Annotated in this window: 17 protein-coding genes; 10 read left to right on the top strand and 7 right to left on the bottom strand. The window is 33.4% G+C overall.

All coding sequences use genetic code 11. The annotated features are described in order from the left end of the window. Positions 1-24 precede the first annotated feature (24 nt). The gene (locus HNP25_RS15310; protein WP_184135490.1) at positions 25-420 is read right to left on the bottom strand and encodes an Hsp20 family protein; all 396 of its coding nucleotides are present in this window, start codon (positions 418-420) and stop codon (positions 25-27) included. Between the two features lie 231 nt (positions 421-651). On the opposite strand from HNP25_RS15310, the gene HNP25_RS15305 reads away from it, so the two are divergent. From HNP25_RS15305 to HNP25_RS15295, 3 genes are all read left to right on the top strand, one after another. Beyond that, the gene (locus HNP25_RS15305; RefSeq protein ID WP_409012521.1) at positions 652-957 is read left to right on the top strand and encodes a hypothetical protein; all 306 of its coding nucleotides are present in this window, start codon (positions 652-654) and stop codon (positions 955-957) included. Positions 958-1050: 93 nt separating this feature from the next. Beyond that, complete coding sequence (locus tag HNP25_RS15300; protein WP_184135488.1) at positions 1051-2004, top strand: methylenetetrahydrofolate reductase; 954 nt, start codon at positions 1051-1053, stop codon at positions 2002-2004. Positions 2005-2305: 301 nt separating this feature from the next. Beyond that, a complete protein-coding gene (locus HNP25_RS15295) occupies positions 2306-5980 on the top strand; it encodes a sensor histidine kinase (RefSeq protein ID WP_184135487.1) in 3675 nt (1224 codons plus the stop codon). 12 nt (positions 5981-5992) lie between these two features. On the opposite strand, the gene HNP25_RS15290 is transcribed toward HNP25_RS15295, so the two are convergent. After that, entirely contained in the window at positions 5993-6892 is a 900-nt protein-coding gene (locus HNP25_RS15290; RefSeq protein ID WP_184135485.1) for a DUF58 domain-containing protein, read from the bottom strand. A gap of 26 nt (positions 6893-6918) precedes the next feature. Continuing rightward, a complete protein-coding gene (locus HNP25_RS15285) occupies positions 6919-7548 on the bottom strand; it encodes a septal ring lytic transglycosylase RlpA family protein (protein WP_184135484.1) in 630 nt (209 codons plus the stop codon). A gap of 330 nt (positions 7549-7878) precedes the next feature. Here HNP25_RS15285 and HNP25_RS15280 point away from each other — a divergent pair, with 330 nt between their 5' ends. The 4 genes from HNP25_RS15280 (at position 7879) to ychF (ending at position 10329) form a co-directional block, all read left to right on the top strand. After that, entirely contained in the window at positions 7879-8205 is a 327-nt protein-coding gene (locus HNP25_RS15280; RefSeq protein ID WP_184135482.1) for a DUF3276 family protein, read from the top strand. A gap of 98 nt (positions 8206-8303) precedes the next feature. Further along, positions 8304-8570: a hypothetical protein gene (locus HNP25_RS15275; protein ID WP_184135480.1), complete on the top strand. Its 267-nt coding sequence runs from the start codon at positions 8304-8306 to the stop codon at positions 8568-8570. 14 nt (positions 8571-8584) lie between these two features. Further along, positions 8585-9217, top strand: coding sequence for a Shedu anti-phage system protein SduA domain-containing protein (locus HNP25_RS15270; RefSeq protein ID WP_184135479.1), 633 nt, complete (start codon positions 8585-8587; stop codon positions 9215-9217). A gap of 5 nt (positions 9218-9222) precedes the next feature. Next, complete coding sequence (gene ychF, locus HNP25_RS15265) at positions 9223-10329, top strand: redox-regulated ATPase YchF (protein WP_184135477.1); 1107 nt, start codon at positions 9223-9225, stop codon at positions 10327-10329. Positions 10330-10383: 54 nt separating this feature from the next. Here the strand turns inward: ychF and HNP25_RS15260 are convergent, their stop codons facing one another. The 4 genes from HNP25_RS15260 to HNP25_RS15245 all read right to left on the bottom strand — a co-directional run bounded on the left by HNP25_RS15260 (position 10384) and on the right by HNP25_RS15245 (position 16477). Beyond that, entirely contained in the window at positions 10384-11682 is a 1299-nt protein-coding gene (locus HNP25_RS15260) for a type IX secretion system plug protein (RefSeq protein WP_184135476.1), read from the bottom strand. Positions 11683-11871: 189 nt separating this feature from the next. Further along, positions 11872-13764, bottom strand: a complete 1893-nt coding sequence (locus HNP25_RS15255; RefSeq protein WP_409012522.1) for an ABC-F family ATP-binding cassette domain-containing protein — start codon at positions 13762-13764, stop codon at positions 11872-11874. Between the two features lie 428 nt (positions 13765-14192). Continuing rightward, positions 14193-15752, bottom strand: a complete 1560-nt coding sequence (locus tag HNP25_RS15250) for an FMN-binding glutamate synthase family protein (RefSeq protein ID WP_184135472.1) — start codon at positions 15750-15752, stop codon at positions 14193-14195. A gap of 149 nt (positions 15753-15901) precedes the next feature. Then, entirely contained in the window at positions 15902-16477 is a 576-nt protein-coding gene (locus HNP25_RS15245; RefSeq protein ID WP_184135470.1) for a DUF502 domain-containing protein, read from the bottom strand. A gap of 352 nt (positions 16478-16829) precedes the next feature. Between HNP25_RS15245 and HNP25_RS15240 the strand changes: the two genes are divergently transcribed. The 3 genes from HNP25_RS15240 to mltG all read left to right on the top strand — a co-directional run bounded on the left by HNP25_RS15240 (position 16830) and on the right by mltG (position 19432). Then, entirely contained in the window at positions 16830-17900 is a 1071-nt protein-coding gene (locus tag HNP25_RS15240; protein WP_184135468.1) for an Ldh family oxidoreductase, read from the top strand. Between the two features lie 102 nt (positions 17901-18002). After that, positions 18003-18251: a hypothetical protein gene (locus tag HNP25_RS15235; RefSeq protein ID WP_184135467.1), complete on the top strand. Its 249-nt coding sequence runs from the start codon at positions 18003-18005 to the stop codon at positions 18249-18251. A 140-nt stretch (positions 18252-18391) separates the two neighbouring features. Beyond that, entirely contained in the window at positions 18392-19432 is a 1041-nt protein-coding gene (gene mltG, locus HNP25_RS15230; protein WP_184135465.1) for an endolytic transglycosylase MltG, read from the top strand. Positions 19433-19482: the final 50 nt, after the last annotated feature.

Below are 19482 nucleotides of genomic sequence, written 5' to 3'. Positions count from 1 at the left end.
GCTTATATATAGCTTTTTATTTGCTTAGATTTCTACATCAATTCTCTTCTTGAATCCTTTTCTGTGTTCATCAATTGGCATTACAATTTTCCATTGATGGTTATAATACTTCGCTGAAATATTTTCTAGGTCAACAAAATTGGGCAACATAATTTGTCCGATGGTTTGTGGTACAAAATTCTGTACTTCATCATCTTCTGCTTTTTTCAAAACAGGTTGTAAAGCATATAACCAAAGTCGGTTATCTTGAACATCCATTTGTAAATGGTCTGCACTTAAACCTGCTACTTTAACAAAAACTTCATAAGCATTTTCAGTTTGATTTACCTCAATATTTGGTTCTGTTCTACCGCCATTTAAAGTATTGTTGAAATCAATGTCTGCTAATATATTTCTCGGAATTTCTATTTTCTTGTTCATCTTCATTTATTTATTAAAGGTTTGTATAGATTTCTTTTTGGATTGTCTATCTTCTTTCAAAACTTATACCAGTGGATTTTATCAGACAAAACGGCTTGTTTTTAAATGTCGTTCAGCCATTATGTCTCTTTTTTCCTTTTTAAGAAAGAGTAATAAGCCATTTTGTAAAGAAATAGACGAACGACTTTTTATTTGAACCTACTTAGTATGTAACTTTATGGTTCATTTAAAATGTTAGATTCGATGACTTACGCTGAATTTAAAGCAACGCTCGCTCAACCTGCTCCGCCTTCTTCTGTTCATGAATTACTCGTCGCACTTTGGTACGATGCTAATGACGATTGGGAGCAAGCACATGAAGTAGCCCAAAGCAATGAAGGATTAAAACATTATGACCAATTGCACGCTTACTTGCATAGGAAAGAAGGCGATAATTGGAATGCCAAATATTGGTACACCCGTGCAAAAACGTCAGTTTTTGTAGGTTCATTGGCAGATGAGTGGGAAATGTTAGTCAAGCAGTTTTTGACTCTGTAAGTTTTGCCTACCTTTGTAAAAAATAAATTAATGCTATCTACGATACTTTGTTGAAGTAATTCACTGTAAGTACGGAGATTTATTATCTTAATTATGACCAAAATTACCCAATACATCGAGCAAGCAAAAGGTAAAACCTTGTTTTCAATAGAGATTATTCCACCAGTAAAAGGTGATAGTATTCAAGCGTTAATGAGTAACATTGAGCCTTTAATGGAATTTAAACCGCCTTTTATTGAGGTAACCTATCACCGTGAAGAATATTTAGAAAAAATAGTGAACGGTCAGATTGATAGAATTCCAATTCGTAAACGTCCGGGTACGGTAGGTATTTGTGCAAGTTTGATGAACCGTTTCAATGTTGATGCAGTACCTCATGTAATTTGCGGAGGATTTACAAAAGAAGAAACGGAAGATTTTTTGTTTGATTTACACTATTTGGGCATTGATAATGTATTAGTACTTCGTGGTGACCCAGTGAAAGGAAATCCAGCTTTTACACCTGAAAAAGGCGGTCATGCTTTTGCAAGCGATTTATTACAACAAGTAGTAAGCATGAATAATGGAGAACTTTTGCATGAAGAAACACAAGCGTCGCCAACTAACTTTTGTATTGGTGTAGCAGGTTATCCAGAAAAACATTTTGAAGCACCAAACTTCAATACCGATTTTAATTATTTAAAGAAAAAAGTAGCACTAGGTGCTGATTATATCGTAACACAAATGTTTTTTGACAATCAGAAGTACTTTGATTTTGTGAAGAAATGTCGTGAAGAAGGTATTAATGTGCCAATTATTCCGGGTTTAAAGCCTTTGGCAACCAAGAAGCAATTGACAGTTTTGCCACGAATTTTCCATTTAGATATGCCAGAAGATTTGGTGACAGCCGTAACAAATTGTAAAACTGATAAAGACGTTAAACAAGTTGGGATAGAATGGTGTATTCAACAATGTAAAGAATTGATGGCTTTTGAAGCCCCAATTTTACACTTTTATACCATGAGCAAATCAGAAAGTACCAAGAAGATTGCTGAGGCGATTTTTTAAGTAATTTCATCCAAAAATATTTTAATTTTAAAAAAGAAGAGTCTTTTGAAAAATAGACTCTTCTTTTTGTTTCACCAAAAACATTTATTTTAAAAAAATAAAGTATTTTTGATAAAATGAGTAAATCTTCTTTGTCAAATAAAATTTTTAAATCCATGTTTGTGCTATTTTTTGTCTGAATAAGATTACGATTAAGATAAAATAATAGATTGCCCACAAGTAAAATGTTATGAATAATACGTTTACTAAATTTCTTATCTCATTTTTCCTTAAAAGAAATATCTTTTTAAGTTTTGCTTTTATGTGTTTTGGAATAGCAGCATTTTTATATGTTGTAGTTGGGAACGGAATTGGTAAAACATTTGAAGAAAAATATCTGTTTGATGTTCAAAACAAAGTAAATCAAGCAATCAAGCAATCAGATTCGGATTTAGATAAAGTTTACACAACACTCAACAATGCCAAAAGCAATAGATTTAGTGCTTTTAAAACCACAACTGTATATCCATATTTTGTTTTTAGAAATGGTAAAATCATTTTTTGGTCTGATTACCAATTTGTACCCGATTATACTTTTATCAAAGGGAATTACAGCTCCAAAACTTTAGAATTAGAAACAGGAAAGTTTATTTTGAATCGACGTTTGGTGACGGTAGGTGCTAATACTTTCGAGGTTTTTTCGATGATTAATCTCTCTTATTCAAAAGAGTACAGAGGAAAAGGACAAAAAACTGTTTTCAATGAAAGTGTTTTTAAAGTAGATCCGAAAGAGGTTAGTATCGTTCCAGCTTCTAATGTACAACTCAATATTTATACGCCTTCTAAAACATTTTTATTTTCAGTATTATCTGATAAATCAGATAATTTCCAACATTTTATCATTCCAGAAGTAGTTATTATCGCAGGTCTTTTGTGTTTACTCTTCACGGTAATATATTTATTTACTTGGATTTGGTACTTCAATAATAGTCGTCAATACAGTGTAGCTTTTTTCATTTTAGTGGCTTTCTTTTTATTCTTAAGAATAGCCATGTTGTTTTTTTCAATTCCGTCTATATTCAGCGAATCGGAACTTTTTAATTCAGAATGCTTCAATGTATCCATTTTCTCACCTTCTTTGGGCGACTTAATACTCAATTTAATAGTTATCGTAATTATCTTGTTTTATTTGATAAATTACTTCTATAAAATGAGTGTGTATTTATGGTTAATGAATTTACAGAAGCCTATCAAGCGCATTATTTCTGTGGTACTTCTTATTGGTAGTTTTGGATTAAGCCAATTAATGTACGGTGTGCTGCTGGATATTTATCAAAAGTCAAATAATGAATTGAGCTTGGCATTGAATATTGATATTTGGGAAAAACCGCTAGTTTTCTATTCATTGTTGATTTATGTTTTAATTTCATTAACATACTTCTTGACCTGTCATTTTTTTATCATTTTAGTCATAAAGCTAAATAGACAAAACACAAAATGGGTTTATCCATCCTTATTATTGGCCTTTGTCTTTGCTAGTTTGATTTGTATTATTTTCTCCGATTTCAATTTAATTGTTTTTGGGATTCACGGTATTTATGTGTTTGTCCTGTTTTTTACTTCCTTTCCGCATTATTTATACACTTTTCGTTATCAAACTTCCATTTATTTCTTTAGTGCAGCATTAGTATGTGCTGGGATTGGAAATTATGTAGTTAGCCAACAAAATGTGGAAGAGGATTTTATTCAAAAAAAGCAATTTGCCAAACGTTATTTTGATGAAAATGATGAAAAAGCAGAATTCCTTCTAAGTAAAGCAAGTCTTGTAATAAGTAGAGATTCAACAGTAATGAGTTTGTTGAAATCAGACTTTTTGCCGAAAGAGCAAGTTGAAAATTATATCAAACATAATTTATTAGATAGTTATTTTTCTTATTACGACGTTAGCGTTTTTGTGTTTGATTACACAGGGAAATCACTTGATAATACAGATGAAATAGAGAATTATGAAACCTTTGAAAAGATTTTCAAACTTCCTAAATACCAAACAAAAAATGCCAGTGTATATTTTGTAAATGATTTAGAGGTTTATTCAGGGAAACAATATTTTAATTTTATTCCACTTTTAAATAAAGAAGACTTAGCAACTGGCTATGTGATTTTAGATTTAAAAAAGAAGAAAGGATTTGCTGAAAGCTCAATTGATGGAGAATCGCCAATTATTTCAGGAGATAAATTGAAGGCTAATAATTATAGCTTTGCGATTTATGAAAATGGAAAAATTGTAAAAACAGGAGGAGAAGGATTCAATTATGAAAGTAAATTGTCTAAAGAGGCTTTACTAGGAAAAGAAATTATTCAAGAGGGTGTTGAAGAAAATGGCTATAAACACGTAGGTTTTATTGGAAAAAATGGCAGAGCAATTGTAGTTTCTTCCGAAACTCAAAGTATTACATCCATTTATGCCAATTTTTCTTTTCTTTTTTTAATACTAGTATTTACGATTATCGTCGTTATTTTCTTTTACGCTTTAAGATATGGGTTCTCGAAGATGAATATCAATATTGCCAGTAAGATTCAAATCTACCTTAATATTGCTTTTCTACTTCCACTGATTTTGGTAGTAAGTATTACGCTTAGTATTATCGGAACAAAATTCTCGGAAAGCCAGGAGAATAGTTATTTGAACCAAACAGAAAGCATAGGCATCAATCTGATGCCTGCAGTTGATAGGTATGTTCAGGGGAAAATGAGTAAACAATTTTTGTCTGATACCATCAACAGTATTGCGGTAAGTACTAAAAAGTACATCAGCGTTTTTGATACAAGAGGACAATTATTAGCAAGTAACAAACCTTTAAGTTTTGAACAAGGTTTTATCGCTTCATATATTAATCCAATTGCATATACACAATTGATGGAAGAAAAAGAGAAGAAAGTAATTTTAGATGAAGCCATCGGGGATTTATCTTTTAAAACTTCTTACTTAGAATTAAAATCAAATGAAGGTAAGTTATTAGGAATCGTTTGTATTCCTTTCTATGATTCAAAAACTTATTTTACTAAAGAAGTAAGTGCTGTAATTGGCTCTTTATTGAATACTTTCACCACTATTTTCTTGGTATTATTATGGTTTTCTTACTTGGCTTCTAACCTTTTGGTTGTTCCATTACAGATGATTACCAATAAATTACGAAAAATAGATTTAAGCAAACCTAGCGAACCACTTTCTTGGCGTTCTGATGATGAAATTGGTGTTTTGGTAAAGGCTTATAACGAAATGTTAGTGAAATTAGAAGAATCTAAAGTAGCCTTGACTGATGCTAACAAACAATCTGCTTGGCAACAAATGGCAAAACAGGTAGCTCATGAAATTAAAAATCCATTAACGCCAATGAAATTGTCTTTACAGTTATTATTGCGTAAAATTTCAAGAGGTACAGAATTAGATATGTCGCAAGTAAAAGACCAAATTGAATCTTTGACAGGACAAATTGATAATCTGTCATACATTGCTACTTCTTTTTCAGACTTTGCAAGATTGCCAATTCCCAAAAGTGAAATATTTGATTTTGCCCATGAAACCAAAAAAGTAGTTAATCTTTTCAAAGACGATACCCTACAACATATTCGGATGATAGTTCCCGAAAAGCCAGTAAAAGTAGTTGGAGACCGCCAATTAACAGGGAACATCATTAAGAATTTAATCATGAATGCCATTCAATCTGTTCCTGAAAATAGAATTGCAGCAGTAATTATTGGTGTAAATGTTGGTCTTGAAGCAGTAACTTTCAGTATAGAAGATAATGGTATTGGAATTCCTGAGGCAAACCAAGGAAAAATATTTATGTTAGATTATTCAACGAAAGTACAGGGTTCTGGTGTTGGTTTGGCTTTGGCAAAATGGGTTGTTGATAATGCTAAAGGAAGTATTTGGTTTGAAACAGTTGAAAATGAAGGTACTAAGTTTTTCTTTACGCTGCCTTTAGCAATTTAAAAGATGGAGTAATTACTTCATCTTTCCTCTTTTTACCAAATAAGCTGAAAGGATTTGTTCAAAGCCTTCGGCAATATCGGCTTCAATGAAATCTATTTTATATTGTCCACAACGCAGTTTTAGTTCTTTGTAAAATTGATGCAAAGTTTTCTGATAATCCACTTTTACTTGTGCAGGATTCAGCTTGATGCTTTCGTTACTTTCTAAATCAATGAATTCATAAGGACGGTCTTCAAAATCAAAATCTGATTCAGTTTTTTTGTCTGTAACATGAAAAATCAATACTTCATGAAGATTATGTTTGAGGTGTTGTAAGGAAGAAAAAACCTTTTCAGCATTGTCAATATCATCAAACATATCGCTGAAAAGAATGACTAACGAGCGTTTATGAATATTTTCAGCAATTTGATGAATCACCGAAGCAACCTCCGTTTTTTTATATTCCTTCGGTTTTTGAAGTAAGTTTTCTAAATCCAGAAATATTTTATGAATGTGCGATGGTGTTGATTTTACTGGCGTTTGGATTTCAACTGTATCAGAAAAAGTAATTAAACTAATTGCATCTTTTTGTTTTTGAAGCATGTAAGCCAAAGCCGCAGCAGCCATTGTGGAAAATACAATTTTTCCATTCGTTTTTTCAGGATAATACATCGACGATGAAGTGTCAATAATTAAATGGCAACGTAAATTTGTCTCTTCTTCATAGCGTTTGGTATAAATTCTATCTGTTTTAGCAAATACTTTCCAGTCGATATGCCTAGTACTTTCGCCGTTATTGTATAAACGATGTTCGGCAAATTCCACAGAAAAACCATGAAATGGCGATTTATGAAGACCAGTAATAAAGCCTTCTACCATTTGCTTGGCCAAGAATTCTATATTTCCATATTGGCGTATTTGTGCTAAATCCATGATTTTTAAATTGTTGATTGAACTAATTATTTACTCTTTTTAGGAGGAATCACTTTTGTTTTTTGTGCTTCTTTTTTAGCCTTTATTTTTTGTTTTGAAAGTTTCCTTAAATAAGAATTTACTTTTAAACGTCTATGTTTGAGATTTGGGTATTTACGTTTTTGCCAATTTTTTTTGAGGCGATAATAACGATGATATTTTAATTTAGTATTTTGATAGAATTTAGGCTCAAAATGCGGAGGAGCAACCAGTCTCAAAGAATCGTAAGGTTCAAGCATGATGTCTCCATCAAAACCAACTACTTTCAGGCGAACTTTTGTGAGCCCTTTGTTCGTCATTTTTAACCATTTTGCAGGATTTTCTGTTAAATCAATAATCCTGCCAGGCTTAAATGGTCCTCTGTCATTGATTCTAACAATCACAAAACGTTTGTTGGCAAGGTTTGTTACTTCGACCATCGTTCCGAAGGGCAAAGTCATGTGGGCAGCAGTGTATTGATTTCTTTGAAGTATTTCGCCCGTTGAAGTAGGTTTTTGATAGAAATACTGAGCGTAAAAAGAGGAAATGCCGTAAGATTCGTCTCCTAATTTTTGTCCATGACCAACAGAACAGAAAATACAGAGCGTTATAATTATTCCTAGAAGTGGTTTTGACATTTTGTGTGATTTAGTGGATTAAATTGAGTGGCTTTCTACACATTTTCTACCAAAACTGGAATACAAAACTAGCTTTTTTCGGGAGAAATAAAAATATTAATTTTATCGTTTGGAAATTTGAAAAACAGCAATCAAACATAGAAAATTATAAAATTTTACTTTCAATAGATTTAAATAAAAGACATTTTACATTTATAAGCATGAAACCATCAAAACTTGATATATAAACGATAAATGAAGAAATAGAAATTATTTTTTATGATTAACTTTTGAAACATTCAGAAAATTTATATTTTTACCAATCCGTAAACCCTAAATTGTCATAGCACAGTGGAAGAAAGAGAAAGAGAAGAATTGTTTTCGAAACGTATCAGAGCAGGAAAGCGAACGTATTTTTTTGATGTGAAATCGACCCGCTCAAACGACTACTACATTACTATTACTGAAAGTCGCCGTTATCAAAAAGATGATGGATTTGCTTACGAAAAACATAAAATGTTCTTGTACAAAGAAGATTTTGATAAATTTGTTGAAGGACTACAAGAAGCTGTTAATCATGTTAAAAATGAATTATTGCCAGATGTAGATTTTACACAATTTAATCGTGAAGATGAAGATGCGGTAGGTGGTTTTGGTAGTGATTTGAAATGGGAATAAACTAATTGAAGAATTGTATAAGCCTCTGAATTTTCAGAGGCTTTTTTGTTGTTGTAGGATTAAACTTGTAACTTTGTTTAAATTAATGTTAGACAGTTATGGAAAGATTGTTGAAAAATATTGAGCTGGAACGTGCTGCTGAAATTGCTTATGATAGCTTAAAAAAAAGCTCTCGTAATGAAATAGACCATTCATTAAACAGTGTTTTGGCTAATAATCCAAAACAAAGCTATGAATTGTTACCTATTGAAGGAGATTCAAAAAAATACTATGTAATGAATGTAAGTAAGTATAAGGTCATTTTTGAGAGAGAGCCTGATATGCTTCATGTGCATGCTATTTTGAATGGAAGCTTTGGCAAATAGAAAAATGAGCGTTAATGAAAGACTTTAGAGAAATTAATATCGACTGGAAAGCAGTAGAAAAAGAATTACTTACTTTAGAAAACCTATTAACTACTTATCAAGAATTGGAGGAATCCTCTCAGCTTTTGCCATTTTTCAAACAATCACCTAACTTATCTGCATTAATTGGTAAATGTTACTTTCCTGACTTAGCTGAAATCAATAGAATTTCTTATGAATTTGATTTTTTCGGTGACTTCAAAGCCGATTTAGTTATTGGTGATGCCAAAAAAGCTTCATTTATATTTGTGGAGTTTGAAGATGGAAAGTCAGATAGTATTTTTAAGAAAAAGAAAGGAAAGTATCAAAAAGAATGGTCTGTTAGATTTGAACATGGTTATAGTCAAATAATAGATTGGTTTTGGAAGTTAGAAGATTTAAGACAGACAAGCTCTCTCGAAGGAAAATTCGGTACTCGTATTAGAAGTTACAATGGAATTTTAATAGTTGGCAGAGCAACATCGTTAGACAATATAATTGATAGAGAAAGGCTTGATTGGCGTAGAAGCAACACTATCATTAATTCAAAAAAGATTCATTGTATCACTTATGATGAACTTTTAGAGGATTTAAAACAACTTATCAAATATTTGCAATTTATTAAATAATATAAATGGGTCTTCAATGTGGAATTGTAGGTTTACCAAATGTTGGAAAATCTACTTTATTTAGTGCAATTTCTTCAAATAAGGCGGAAGCCGCCAATTATCCTTTCTGTACAATTGAACCTAATGTTGGTATCGTTACAGTACCTGACGAACGTCTTAATATTCTAGAACAATTGGTAAACCCTCAAAGAGTTTTACCAACCGTTATTGAGTTTATGGATATTGCAGGTTTGGTAAAAGGAGCATCGCAAGGTGCAGGTTTAGGAAACAAATTCTTGGCAAACATTCGTGAAGTAGATGCTATCTTGCACGTAGTTCGTTGTTTTTCAGATGATAACATCGTTCACGTAGAGGGAAGAGTAAATCCTGTTTCGGATAAAGAAATTATCGACTATGAATTACAATTAAAAGATTTAGAATCTGTCGATAAAAAAATCCAAAAAGTAGAACGTGCTGCCAAAGCTGGTGATGCGAAATCTAGAGCACAATTAGCTATTCTTCAACAATACAAAGCTACTTTAGAAGCTGGTAAATCTGCTAGAACTGTTCAAGGTTTAGAGCCAGATGCTAAATTTGAAGCAATCGGTGATTTATGTTTATTGACTGATAAACCTGTTATTTATGTAGCCAATGTTGACGAAGGTTCAATCGCTAAAGGCACGAATGAATACGTTGAGCAATTGAAAGCTGCGGTAGCTGAAGAAGGAGCGGAGGTTGTAGTAATCTGTGCAGCATTGGAGTCTCAAATTGCTGAAATGGAAGATGAAGATGACCGTCAAATGTTTTTGGAAGAGTATAATTTAACAGAATCAGGTTTAGATAAATTAATTCGTAGTTCATATTACTTGTTAAATTTGATTACTTATTTTACGGCTGGTGTGAAAGAAGTGCGTGCTTGGACTATCCAAAAAGGTTGGAAAGCTCCTGCTGCTGCGGGTGTTATTCACTCAGATTTTGAACGTGGTTTTATCCGTGCAGAAGTAATTAAATTTGCTGATTACCGACAATACAAATCTGAAAATGCTTGTAAAGAGGCAGGTAAACTATCGGTTGAAGGTAAAGAATACGTTGTAATTGATGGGGACATTATGCACTTCCGTTTTAACGTGTAATAACAATATATAGTGATAGGAAAAAGCCTTCCAACATTGATTGGAAGGCTTTTTTTATTGGTTTTTTATCAAAGTATAACCTACTAAAGCATCTGCTCTTGTTCCTATTGAGCGATGGTATATCAAAATTTCATACACATTTTCAGTTTGTGAATGTGTGCCTTCTAGTTCTGCTTCGCTGATATTTCCTTCATTGTCTTTTGTTATGTACAAATAATTGTAAACTCCCTGTTTTAACTGAATGAAAGCTTCATAAGCGCCACTTTCAGGTACATAGTGCATTTGGTTTACTTCGTTAAGATTCCAGTCGTTGAAAGCACCGTTAATGAATACTTTTTTGTTTTCTAATGAATCCGTTTTCAATAAAAAACTTACTCTTACATAATCAGATTCAGTATCACCATGATTGGTTTCATAATTATCTATCACATACATTCCATTGAAATCATTCGTCGCTACATAAGCCAAACCATTTTGTGGTTTTTCGGGACGAACCTCTATGATACTTTCTTTTTCTGCTTGAACAATTCTAGCAATATTCACTAATTTTTGTTGAGTACTTCTTCCATCAAACATCCTAAATTCATTGCTGCCTTCTAATTGGTTTTCTCCTTCAAAAAACTGGTAATCCATTTTACGATTGTAGGAATCAATCATGAAAGGTTTAAGATTAGTAAGTGTCTTATTGTCTCTAAAATTCTGACGAATTATAATTTTCAAATCTTGCTTGGGGTCAATAATTTCGTAGCCACTATAATTTATACTAAAGTTTACTTGTTGATGAGTACGCCTTTTCTGAACATTGTTCGGGAAAGTAACATTGCCAGCAACGCCTACACGATTTTGAAAAACCATAAATCTACGAGTAAGCACAATGTCATCTTCACTACGGTTTTTGTAAACCATTACCAAATAGTTGCCTGCTAATTTGGTCTTAGGGATTTCTACAGCAAAATGGGTATATGGAATTTTGGTAGCAAATGAATTTCTATAATCGTTAATTGGGAAATCGTTGAATTCTGTTAAATATTCAATGTCATTTAATACTGAAGGCGTCCAATCTGCATTACAATGAAATACCTTTACTCTGAAACTCTGAAATTCAGGAGCTAAACAATCAAACTCTAGTTTCAAAATTTGATTTTCCTGTAAATTGATTACAGGCGGGTTTAATGTTTCTTGAGGTGTTTTTGTCGCACTTAAAGAAGGATATAATTGAACAGTACGAATGTAAGGTTCGTAAGTATGGTTGTCATAAATAATCTTTTTGGACTCGTATTGTACAGCTTTCTTTCTTTGTGCAAAAAAGGTAAATGACATCAATAATAAGAAAATTGAAGTTAAAATTTTCATAAAGAATAGCTAATGGATTGAGCGTTTAAGTGATAAAGAAAGATGTTTGTTATAACGAAAGGCTACTAAAATTATTCTGAAAGTAAAGGAACAAAGGTTTAAAATCAAAAACGCAAATAAAACAGGGAGTACCGTTTATTTGCGTTTTTAGAAAATTATTATTCAAAGCTTGTCGCTAATAATTGAATTTTACTGAAGCACACTTTCTGTTTCCTCAATCTCCAACATTACAGCTTCCCAAGTATCATTTGCTTCTTCTAGTGAATTAAGAATCTTTTGGTAAGCAATATTCTCTTTTTTCAAAGTATCAGCATTGTTAAACGTAATTGGGTCGGCAAGGGTTTTCTCTTTCTCGACTTTCTCTGCTTCTAATTTTGCGATTAAGCTTTCTGCATCAGTCAACTTAAGGTTTAACTTCTTCAGGTTCTTTTGTGCTTCCTTTTTGGCAAAATCATCTAAAACTGGCTTTTTCTCTACAACTTTCTCAACAGTCTTTTTAGGAGAACCTTCTTTTGGAAGTGTGCCATCTATTCTACGTTGTTCCATCCAAGTTTCATATTCATCATAAGTGCCTGGATATACTTTTATCTCTTCGTCTTCAATATACCAAATCTTATTAGCAATTTCAGAAACGAAGAATCTATCGTGAGAAACCACTACATAAGTACCTTCGTACTGTTGTAAAGCTTGAATCAAGATGTTTACAGACATCATGTCCAAGTGGTTAGTTGGCTCATCAAGTAGCAAAAAGTTAGCTTCAGAGATTAATACTTTAGCCAAGGCTACTCTTGATTTCTCGCCCCCTGAAAGTACTTTGATTTTCTTGAAAGCATCATCGCCTGAGAACAAGAAACAACCTAAGATACTTCTTAATTCTGTTTCTAACTTCCCTGTTCCTGTCATTTTCAATTCATCCAACAGGGTATTATTTACGTCTAAGCTTTCTAACTGATGCTGTGCATAAAATGAGTCGATAACATTATGCCCCAATTTGCGTTCACCTTCAAATTGCTCTGAACCATCTATGATTCTTAATACAGTAGATTTACCTTTACCGTTGGCACCAATCAAAGCGATTTTATCACCTCTTTCAATAACTGCGTTTGTACTGGTAAGAATTCTTTTTGGTCCATAAGCCTTTGTAATATCTTCCAAGTGCATGATAAAACGACCGGGCTGAGTACCGAAATTGAACTTAAAGTTTACTTTCGCATTTTCGTCTAAAACGTCATCAATCAATTCTAATCTCTCTAAAGCTTTTACTCTTGATTGTACCTGACGTGCTTTAGTCGCTTTTGCTTTGAAGCGAGTAATAAACTTTTCAGTTTGCTTTATTGCTTGTTGTTGGTTTTCATAAGCACCTTTCTGCACTTCATTTCTCAAAGCTTTTTCTTCCATATAGAAAGAGTAATTGCCTGAATATGGAATCAGCTTTGCACCTGCTACTTCAACAATTGTTGTGACGGTGTTATCCAAGAAGAATCTATCATGAGAAACGACAATGATTGCTCCTTCATAGGTATTAATATAGTTTTCTACCCATTCAATAGACGGTAAGTCCAAGTGGTTGGTAGGCTCATCAAGCATCAATAGCGAGGGGCGTTGTAAAAGCAATTTGGCTAACATTACACGCATTCTCCAACCTCCAGAAAACTTCTGTAATGGCTGTGATAAGTCATCAGTGCTGAATCCTAAACCTTCCAGAATGGCTTCTGCTTCTGATTGAATGGTATATCCACCTAAAGCATCAAATTCATCTTGAAAACGAGCCAGTTTATTGACATCATCATCTTCAAAATTGGTTTCCATCTTATGTAAAACCTTATCAATTTCAGCTTGTAAAAAGTTCTGTCTTTCAAAAGCCTGCATGGCTACTGAAAGAATAGAATCATCACTCTGATATGAAAGTAAGTCTTGATTTAAAAAACCAATGGTACAGTCGCCTGACTTAGAAATACTGCCACCATCGGGTAAGTATTCACCATCTATTATACGAAGTAAGGTAGATTTACCAGTACCATTTGCCCCGATAAGACCGATTTTGTCTTTAGGCTTAATATGTAAGTTCGCCCCATCATACATTGGGCGAGAACCGAAATAAAACGAAAGATTATTGATAGATAACATACTACAAAGATAATGAAAATTGCCGAAAGAGCCGTCAATTGAGGTTATGGAAAGATGAATGAACGATATTTATTGGATTAACTCAAAAAAACACATCGTCGTTTTTAATATTTTGTGATAGATTTTATTAATTATGGTCGTGCAGTCGTCAATTCAAAGAGTCGTGTTATTAATTCTAACAGTTGAGTCGTTAATTCAAGCAGTCAAGCTGTTAATTCAAACAGTCAAGCTGTTAATTCAAACAGTCGTGCAGTCAATTCAAGAAGTTGGGTTGTTAATTTACAGATTGTAGTTCATAATTCAAACAGTCAGGTTGCCAATACTAATTTGTACTTCAACAATAAAAAAGGATGGTGTTAGACCATCCCTTTTACAATTATTAATTAAGCTCTCGCTTTCCCTCCCCCCAAATGAGGGCTTTGTAATAGTTGCTCTACACTTTCAAAGGGTACTTTAGTTTTATTATATCCAAAAGTTGTTGCTAATGATTGTGTTTTATTATTATCGCCCATAACCATATCAACGTCTTGCATCGTCATCTGGCTAGGGTGTTCATAACCACAGGCATGAGTAATCTCCAGAATTTCTTTGTTTAATGTCTTTACATAATTATAAAAACGCTCGCTTTTTAGGGCAGGGTCGATTCCACCTTGTAGCCAAGGGCTTGAAGTAGCAACACCTGCTGGACAACGATTGGTATGACAAACCTGTGCTTGAATACAACCAATAGACATCATGGCTTCACGAGCAACGTTGATTAAGTCGCAACCCATGGCAAATGCCATCATTGCCTTTTCAGGAAAACCTAATTTACCAGAACCAATAAATACAATCTTATCTGTCAATTCATACTTCTGAAAAATCTTATAAACCCTTGTAAAACCATAATTAAAGGGTAAAGAAACGTGATCAGCAAAAGCATGAGGTGCAGCACCCGTTCCACCTTCGCCACCATCAATAGTAATAAAGTCTGGTCCTTTTCCAGTTTTTACCATATACTGTGCAAGTTCTTCCCACATTTCTAATTTCCCTACTGCCGACTTAATTCCTACAGGTAATCCCGTTTTATTGGCCATTGATTCAATGAAATTAACCATTTCAGGAATCGTTGAAAACTCTGAGTGAAATGCAGGAGAGAGGGCATCTTTACCCATTGGGATATGTCTGATTTCAGAGATTTCCTTCGTGATTTTAGCAGCAGGTAACATTCCACCTTTTCCTGGTTTTGCTCCTTGCGAAAGCTTTAATTCCAATGCTCTGATGAATTGATTCTCCGAAGTCATTTTTATCAATTTCTCCATCGAAAAATTACCATCATCATCTCTTACACCAAAGTATGCAGTACCAATATTTACTACTACATCAGCACCATATTTATGATATGGAGAAAGCGAACCTTCTCCAGTATTATGATAACAACCAAATTTTAAAGCTCCTTTGTTTAAAGATTCAATGGCTTTAGCAGACAAAGAACCGTAACTCATTCCAGAAATATTTACCACAGAATAAGGCTTGTAGGGACGCTTACGTTTATGATATTCACCAATAGTTTTTGAGCAAGGCACTGCACTTGGGTCTTTTTCATTGGGGTGATTAGCCGAGAGTTTGTGTCCGAGCATTGCATGTTTAATAAAAATATAACCTACAGCACTAAAGTCTTGGTCAGAACCAAAGCCTTGTAAATTATTTTCTTTTTTGGAAGAAGCATACACCCAAGCTCTTTCACCTCTGTTAAAAGGGAGTTCTTCTCGGTTGTTAGCAACAATATATTGTCGGAGTTCAGGTCCAATTTTTTCGAGCATATATCGAATATGACCGACCACAGGGTAATTATGCTGGATGGTATGACGATTTTGAAGAATGTCACGAAGTGCCAAAATGAGTAAGGCAATTGGGATAATAAACCACCAAGAAAAACTTGAAAAAATACTTATGAGAACCATAAATGATAAGAGTAATTTAAAATGATAAAAACTTTATTTGAATGTTAGAAAACGATAAATTAGAAAACATAGTATTACTAAAAGTCAATTATGCATTGAAATTATTTAACTGAATAAGCAGCTTTATGTTGTATAGAAATGCCCAAAAATTAAGAGGCACTAGATAGAGATACTCCACCAGAAACTATCATTTTCATGGCATCAGAAGCAGGAATATTCAATAAAGTAACATTGGCAACAGGCACAACAAAGATTTCACCTGAGAAAGCATAAGAATGTGGGCAGTAAACCAATACTGCATCTTGAATATCTAAAAAAGACAAGTCGGTTTGGGTAATAAAACCTAACTTTAAAATACCATTTTCTTTGTTCAAGATAAACTTTACAGGTTGATTAAACTTCTTTTTATCGCCCACAAAAGCACCGATGAGGTCTTTTAAAGAGAAGTAAATTAAACCAACCAGAGGAAGTTTGGAAACACCTTCTTCCAAAATTTGAATCAAAGGCAATGAAATGAACGTAGAACCTAAAAAGCCCACAATCATGATAATGGCTACCATAATTACTAAGCCAGTTCCACGGAAATAAAAGTAAAATTCTTGGTCTAATGAATTCAGTAGGTTGAAAATGATATACCCTGTTATGTAAACAGGAGCGAGTAAAAATAAACCTTTTACGAAGTAGCCAAAAAGTCTGGCAGTAATACTTTTGAATCTGAAAGACATTTTATTAAAATTTATATGCTCAATGGATACTTGATTAACGTTTTACCAGATAGCTGGGTTCTTTGATTAAAAAGAAACAGATATATTATTATTATTATTCAATTTCTCACAAAAGTAAGTATTGATTGAGATTCTACTAAAGGAAAGTATTTATTTCACACAGAATATACAAAATCTTCATTTATTAATCATCCTGAACGAAGCAAGTTTGGACAGATTTACTGGATAATCCTAGTGATATTTCTGCTTTTTACTCGAAAAAAGACTTTCATCGAACAATTATTCGTAATTTTGCCGACCTTGAATTAGCATAAATTCATTCAATTTTTAGAAAATAATCTCAATTTCATTTATGATTTACGAATATAGCTACCTGCAAAACTTTATTAAAAATGTATTTCTTTCGATAGGTTGTTCTGAAACAGATGCCGATTTGGCCTCGAAAGTATTAATTTCTGCTGACTTACGAGGCGTAGATTCACACGGAACAGCAAGACTAAGTGGCTACGTTCGTTTGTATGATAATGGAAGATTGAATCCAACGCCAAAGATCAAAATTGTTCATGAAACCCCTTCAACAGCAGTAATTGATGGAGACAAAGGTTTAGGTTTGGTGGTAGCACCTTATGCAATGAAAATTGCAATGGAAAAAGCGACTAATGTAGGTTCAGGCTGGATTTCGGTACAAAACTCAAATCACTTTGGTATTGCAGGTTATCATGCAATGATGGCTTCAGACAATGATATGATTGGCTGGGCAATGACAAACGCCGCACCGTTGGTAACTCCAACTTTTTCAAAAGAAAAACTTTTAGGAACTAATCCCATTGCAGTAGCAGTTCCAGCAAAGAACAACCCTGCTTTCGTTGCAGACTTTGCCAGTACCGCAGTAGCTTATGGGAAAATGGAGATTTTACAAAGAAAAGGTTCACCTGCACCAATTGGTTGGGTTCAAGATAAAGAAGGAAATCCTACTGACGATTCAAATGCAGTAAAAAATGGTGGTGCATTATTACCACTTGGAGGCGACCGTGAGCATGGTTCGCATAAAGGTTATGGTTTAGGAGCGATTGTAGATATTTTCTCAGGCGTATTATCAGGAGCAAACTTTGGCCCTTGGGTTCCACCATTTGCAACCGCAGGCTTTATGACCGCAGGTGAACAAGTAGGAAAAGGTACAGGGCATTTCTTAGGAGCAATGAGAATTGATGCTTTCCGTCCCGCAGAAGAATTTAAAGCAGATATGGATAAATGGATTGACCGTTTCCATGCAGCTGAAGCAGTAGAAGGTAAAAAAGTATTAGTACCGGGTGACCCAGAAAGAGAAATAGAAGCTGAACGCAAAGCCAATGGAATTAATCTTTTAGAACCAGTAGTGAAAGATTTGCAAGCTTTAGCAGATAGATTTGGAATAGCGTTTTAAGGATAGCGGTAAAATGTTTTATCTTTAATGGTGGTTTTAGGGTTTCTTTTGCAATAATTACAGTATTGTAACTTTATTGAAAAACAACATTATTTTAAAAATATGAATACAATCATCATTGAACCAAGTTCTCAGGCAGATTATCAGCTTTTTATAGATTTGGCTAAAAGGTTGAAAGCTAAATTTAGAATTAGTGCTAGTGAAATAGATACAACTGATAAAGTTTCGGATGAAAAGGCTTTTTATGCTTTAGCAGGAAGCCTTGATTTACCAGAGACAAGCGATGAATTGATAAAAATAATTGAAGAATCAAGAACAAATAAAGACATTGATACTTCATGGGCAGAATAAAGTATTTATTAGATGATGAGGATTGAAAGACTAGTCTATGAGAATTGGATAGATTAAGTTACCGCAATTCTAAAAAAACATATCATTAAAATAAAACAATCATTTAAAAAAACGCTTTCGTTTACTTCATTATCATTACAATGCAACAAAACAATAAATTATTACGCTACTTCTTTCTCGCATTCGCCTTATTTGCGACAATGTTTTCATATTACATTTGGCAAATTACAAAAACGCCTAATTACGAAGTAGATGAGAAAAAAGGCTTTGCCCTTTTGATTCCGAAAGGAGCAACTTTTGAAACCGTTTGGGATTCTTTGAGTAAACATAAGATTGTTAAAGACGAATTGTCATTCAAGTTTTTAGCAAAATTATTGAAGTATAAAGATAATGTTCGTGAAGGACGTTACGTCATTAAAGCCGACATGGGCAATTATGAAGTAATCAAAAAACTTCGTTCTGGAAACCAAGATGCCATTAAACTTACTTTTAATAACATTCGTTTGAAAAAAGATTTAGTGCATAAAATTGGTAATCGTTTTGAATTTGATTCTACCGCTTTGGCAACAATGTTAGAAGATACTGCCGTTGCGAGAAAGTACGGATTTACCAAAGAAACAATTATGTGTATGTTCTTGCCAAATACGTATGAAGTATATTGGAATACAAGTCCCGATGAGTTAATGAATACCATGAAAACTTGGTATGATAAATTTTGGACGGAAGAACGCAAGAGAAAAGCAACAGCCATTGGTTTAGACCCAATCAGAGCACAAATCATGGCTTCGATTGTAGAGGCTGAAACAAAAAAAGCAGATGAAAAGCCAAGAGTAGCAGGGGTTTACATGAATCGTTTGAATACCAATATGCCATTAGGGGCAGACCCTACCGTTATTTTTGCCCATCAAGATTTTTCTATTAAAAGAGTAACTAAGACATTATTGCAAATAAATTCACCTTACAATACTTACCGTGTTGTTGGTTTGCCTCCCGGTCCAATCAACTTGCCAGACTTAGCATCTATTGATGCCGTCTTGAATTATGAGCATCATAAGTATATGTACTTCTGTGCTAAAGAAGATTTTTCTGGCTACCATAATTTTGCCGAAACATTCAAAGACCATTTGAACAATGCTCGCATTTATCAGGAAGCTTTGAATAAATTGAATATTAGGAAATAGCTGAGAGCTGTCAGCTTTGAGTTGTGAGCTATGAGCTTTGAGCAAAAGAT

It is taken from the genome of Arcicella rosea (genome assembly GCF_014204325.1).
Taxonomy (GTDB): Bacteria; Bacteroidota; Bacteroidia; order Cytophagales; family Spirosomataceae; genus Arcicella; species Arcicella rosea_A.
The sequence above is the reverse complement of the archived record's forward strand: the minus strand, read 5'-3'. Positions and strand labels throughout refer to the sequence as shown.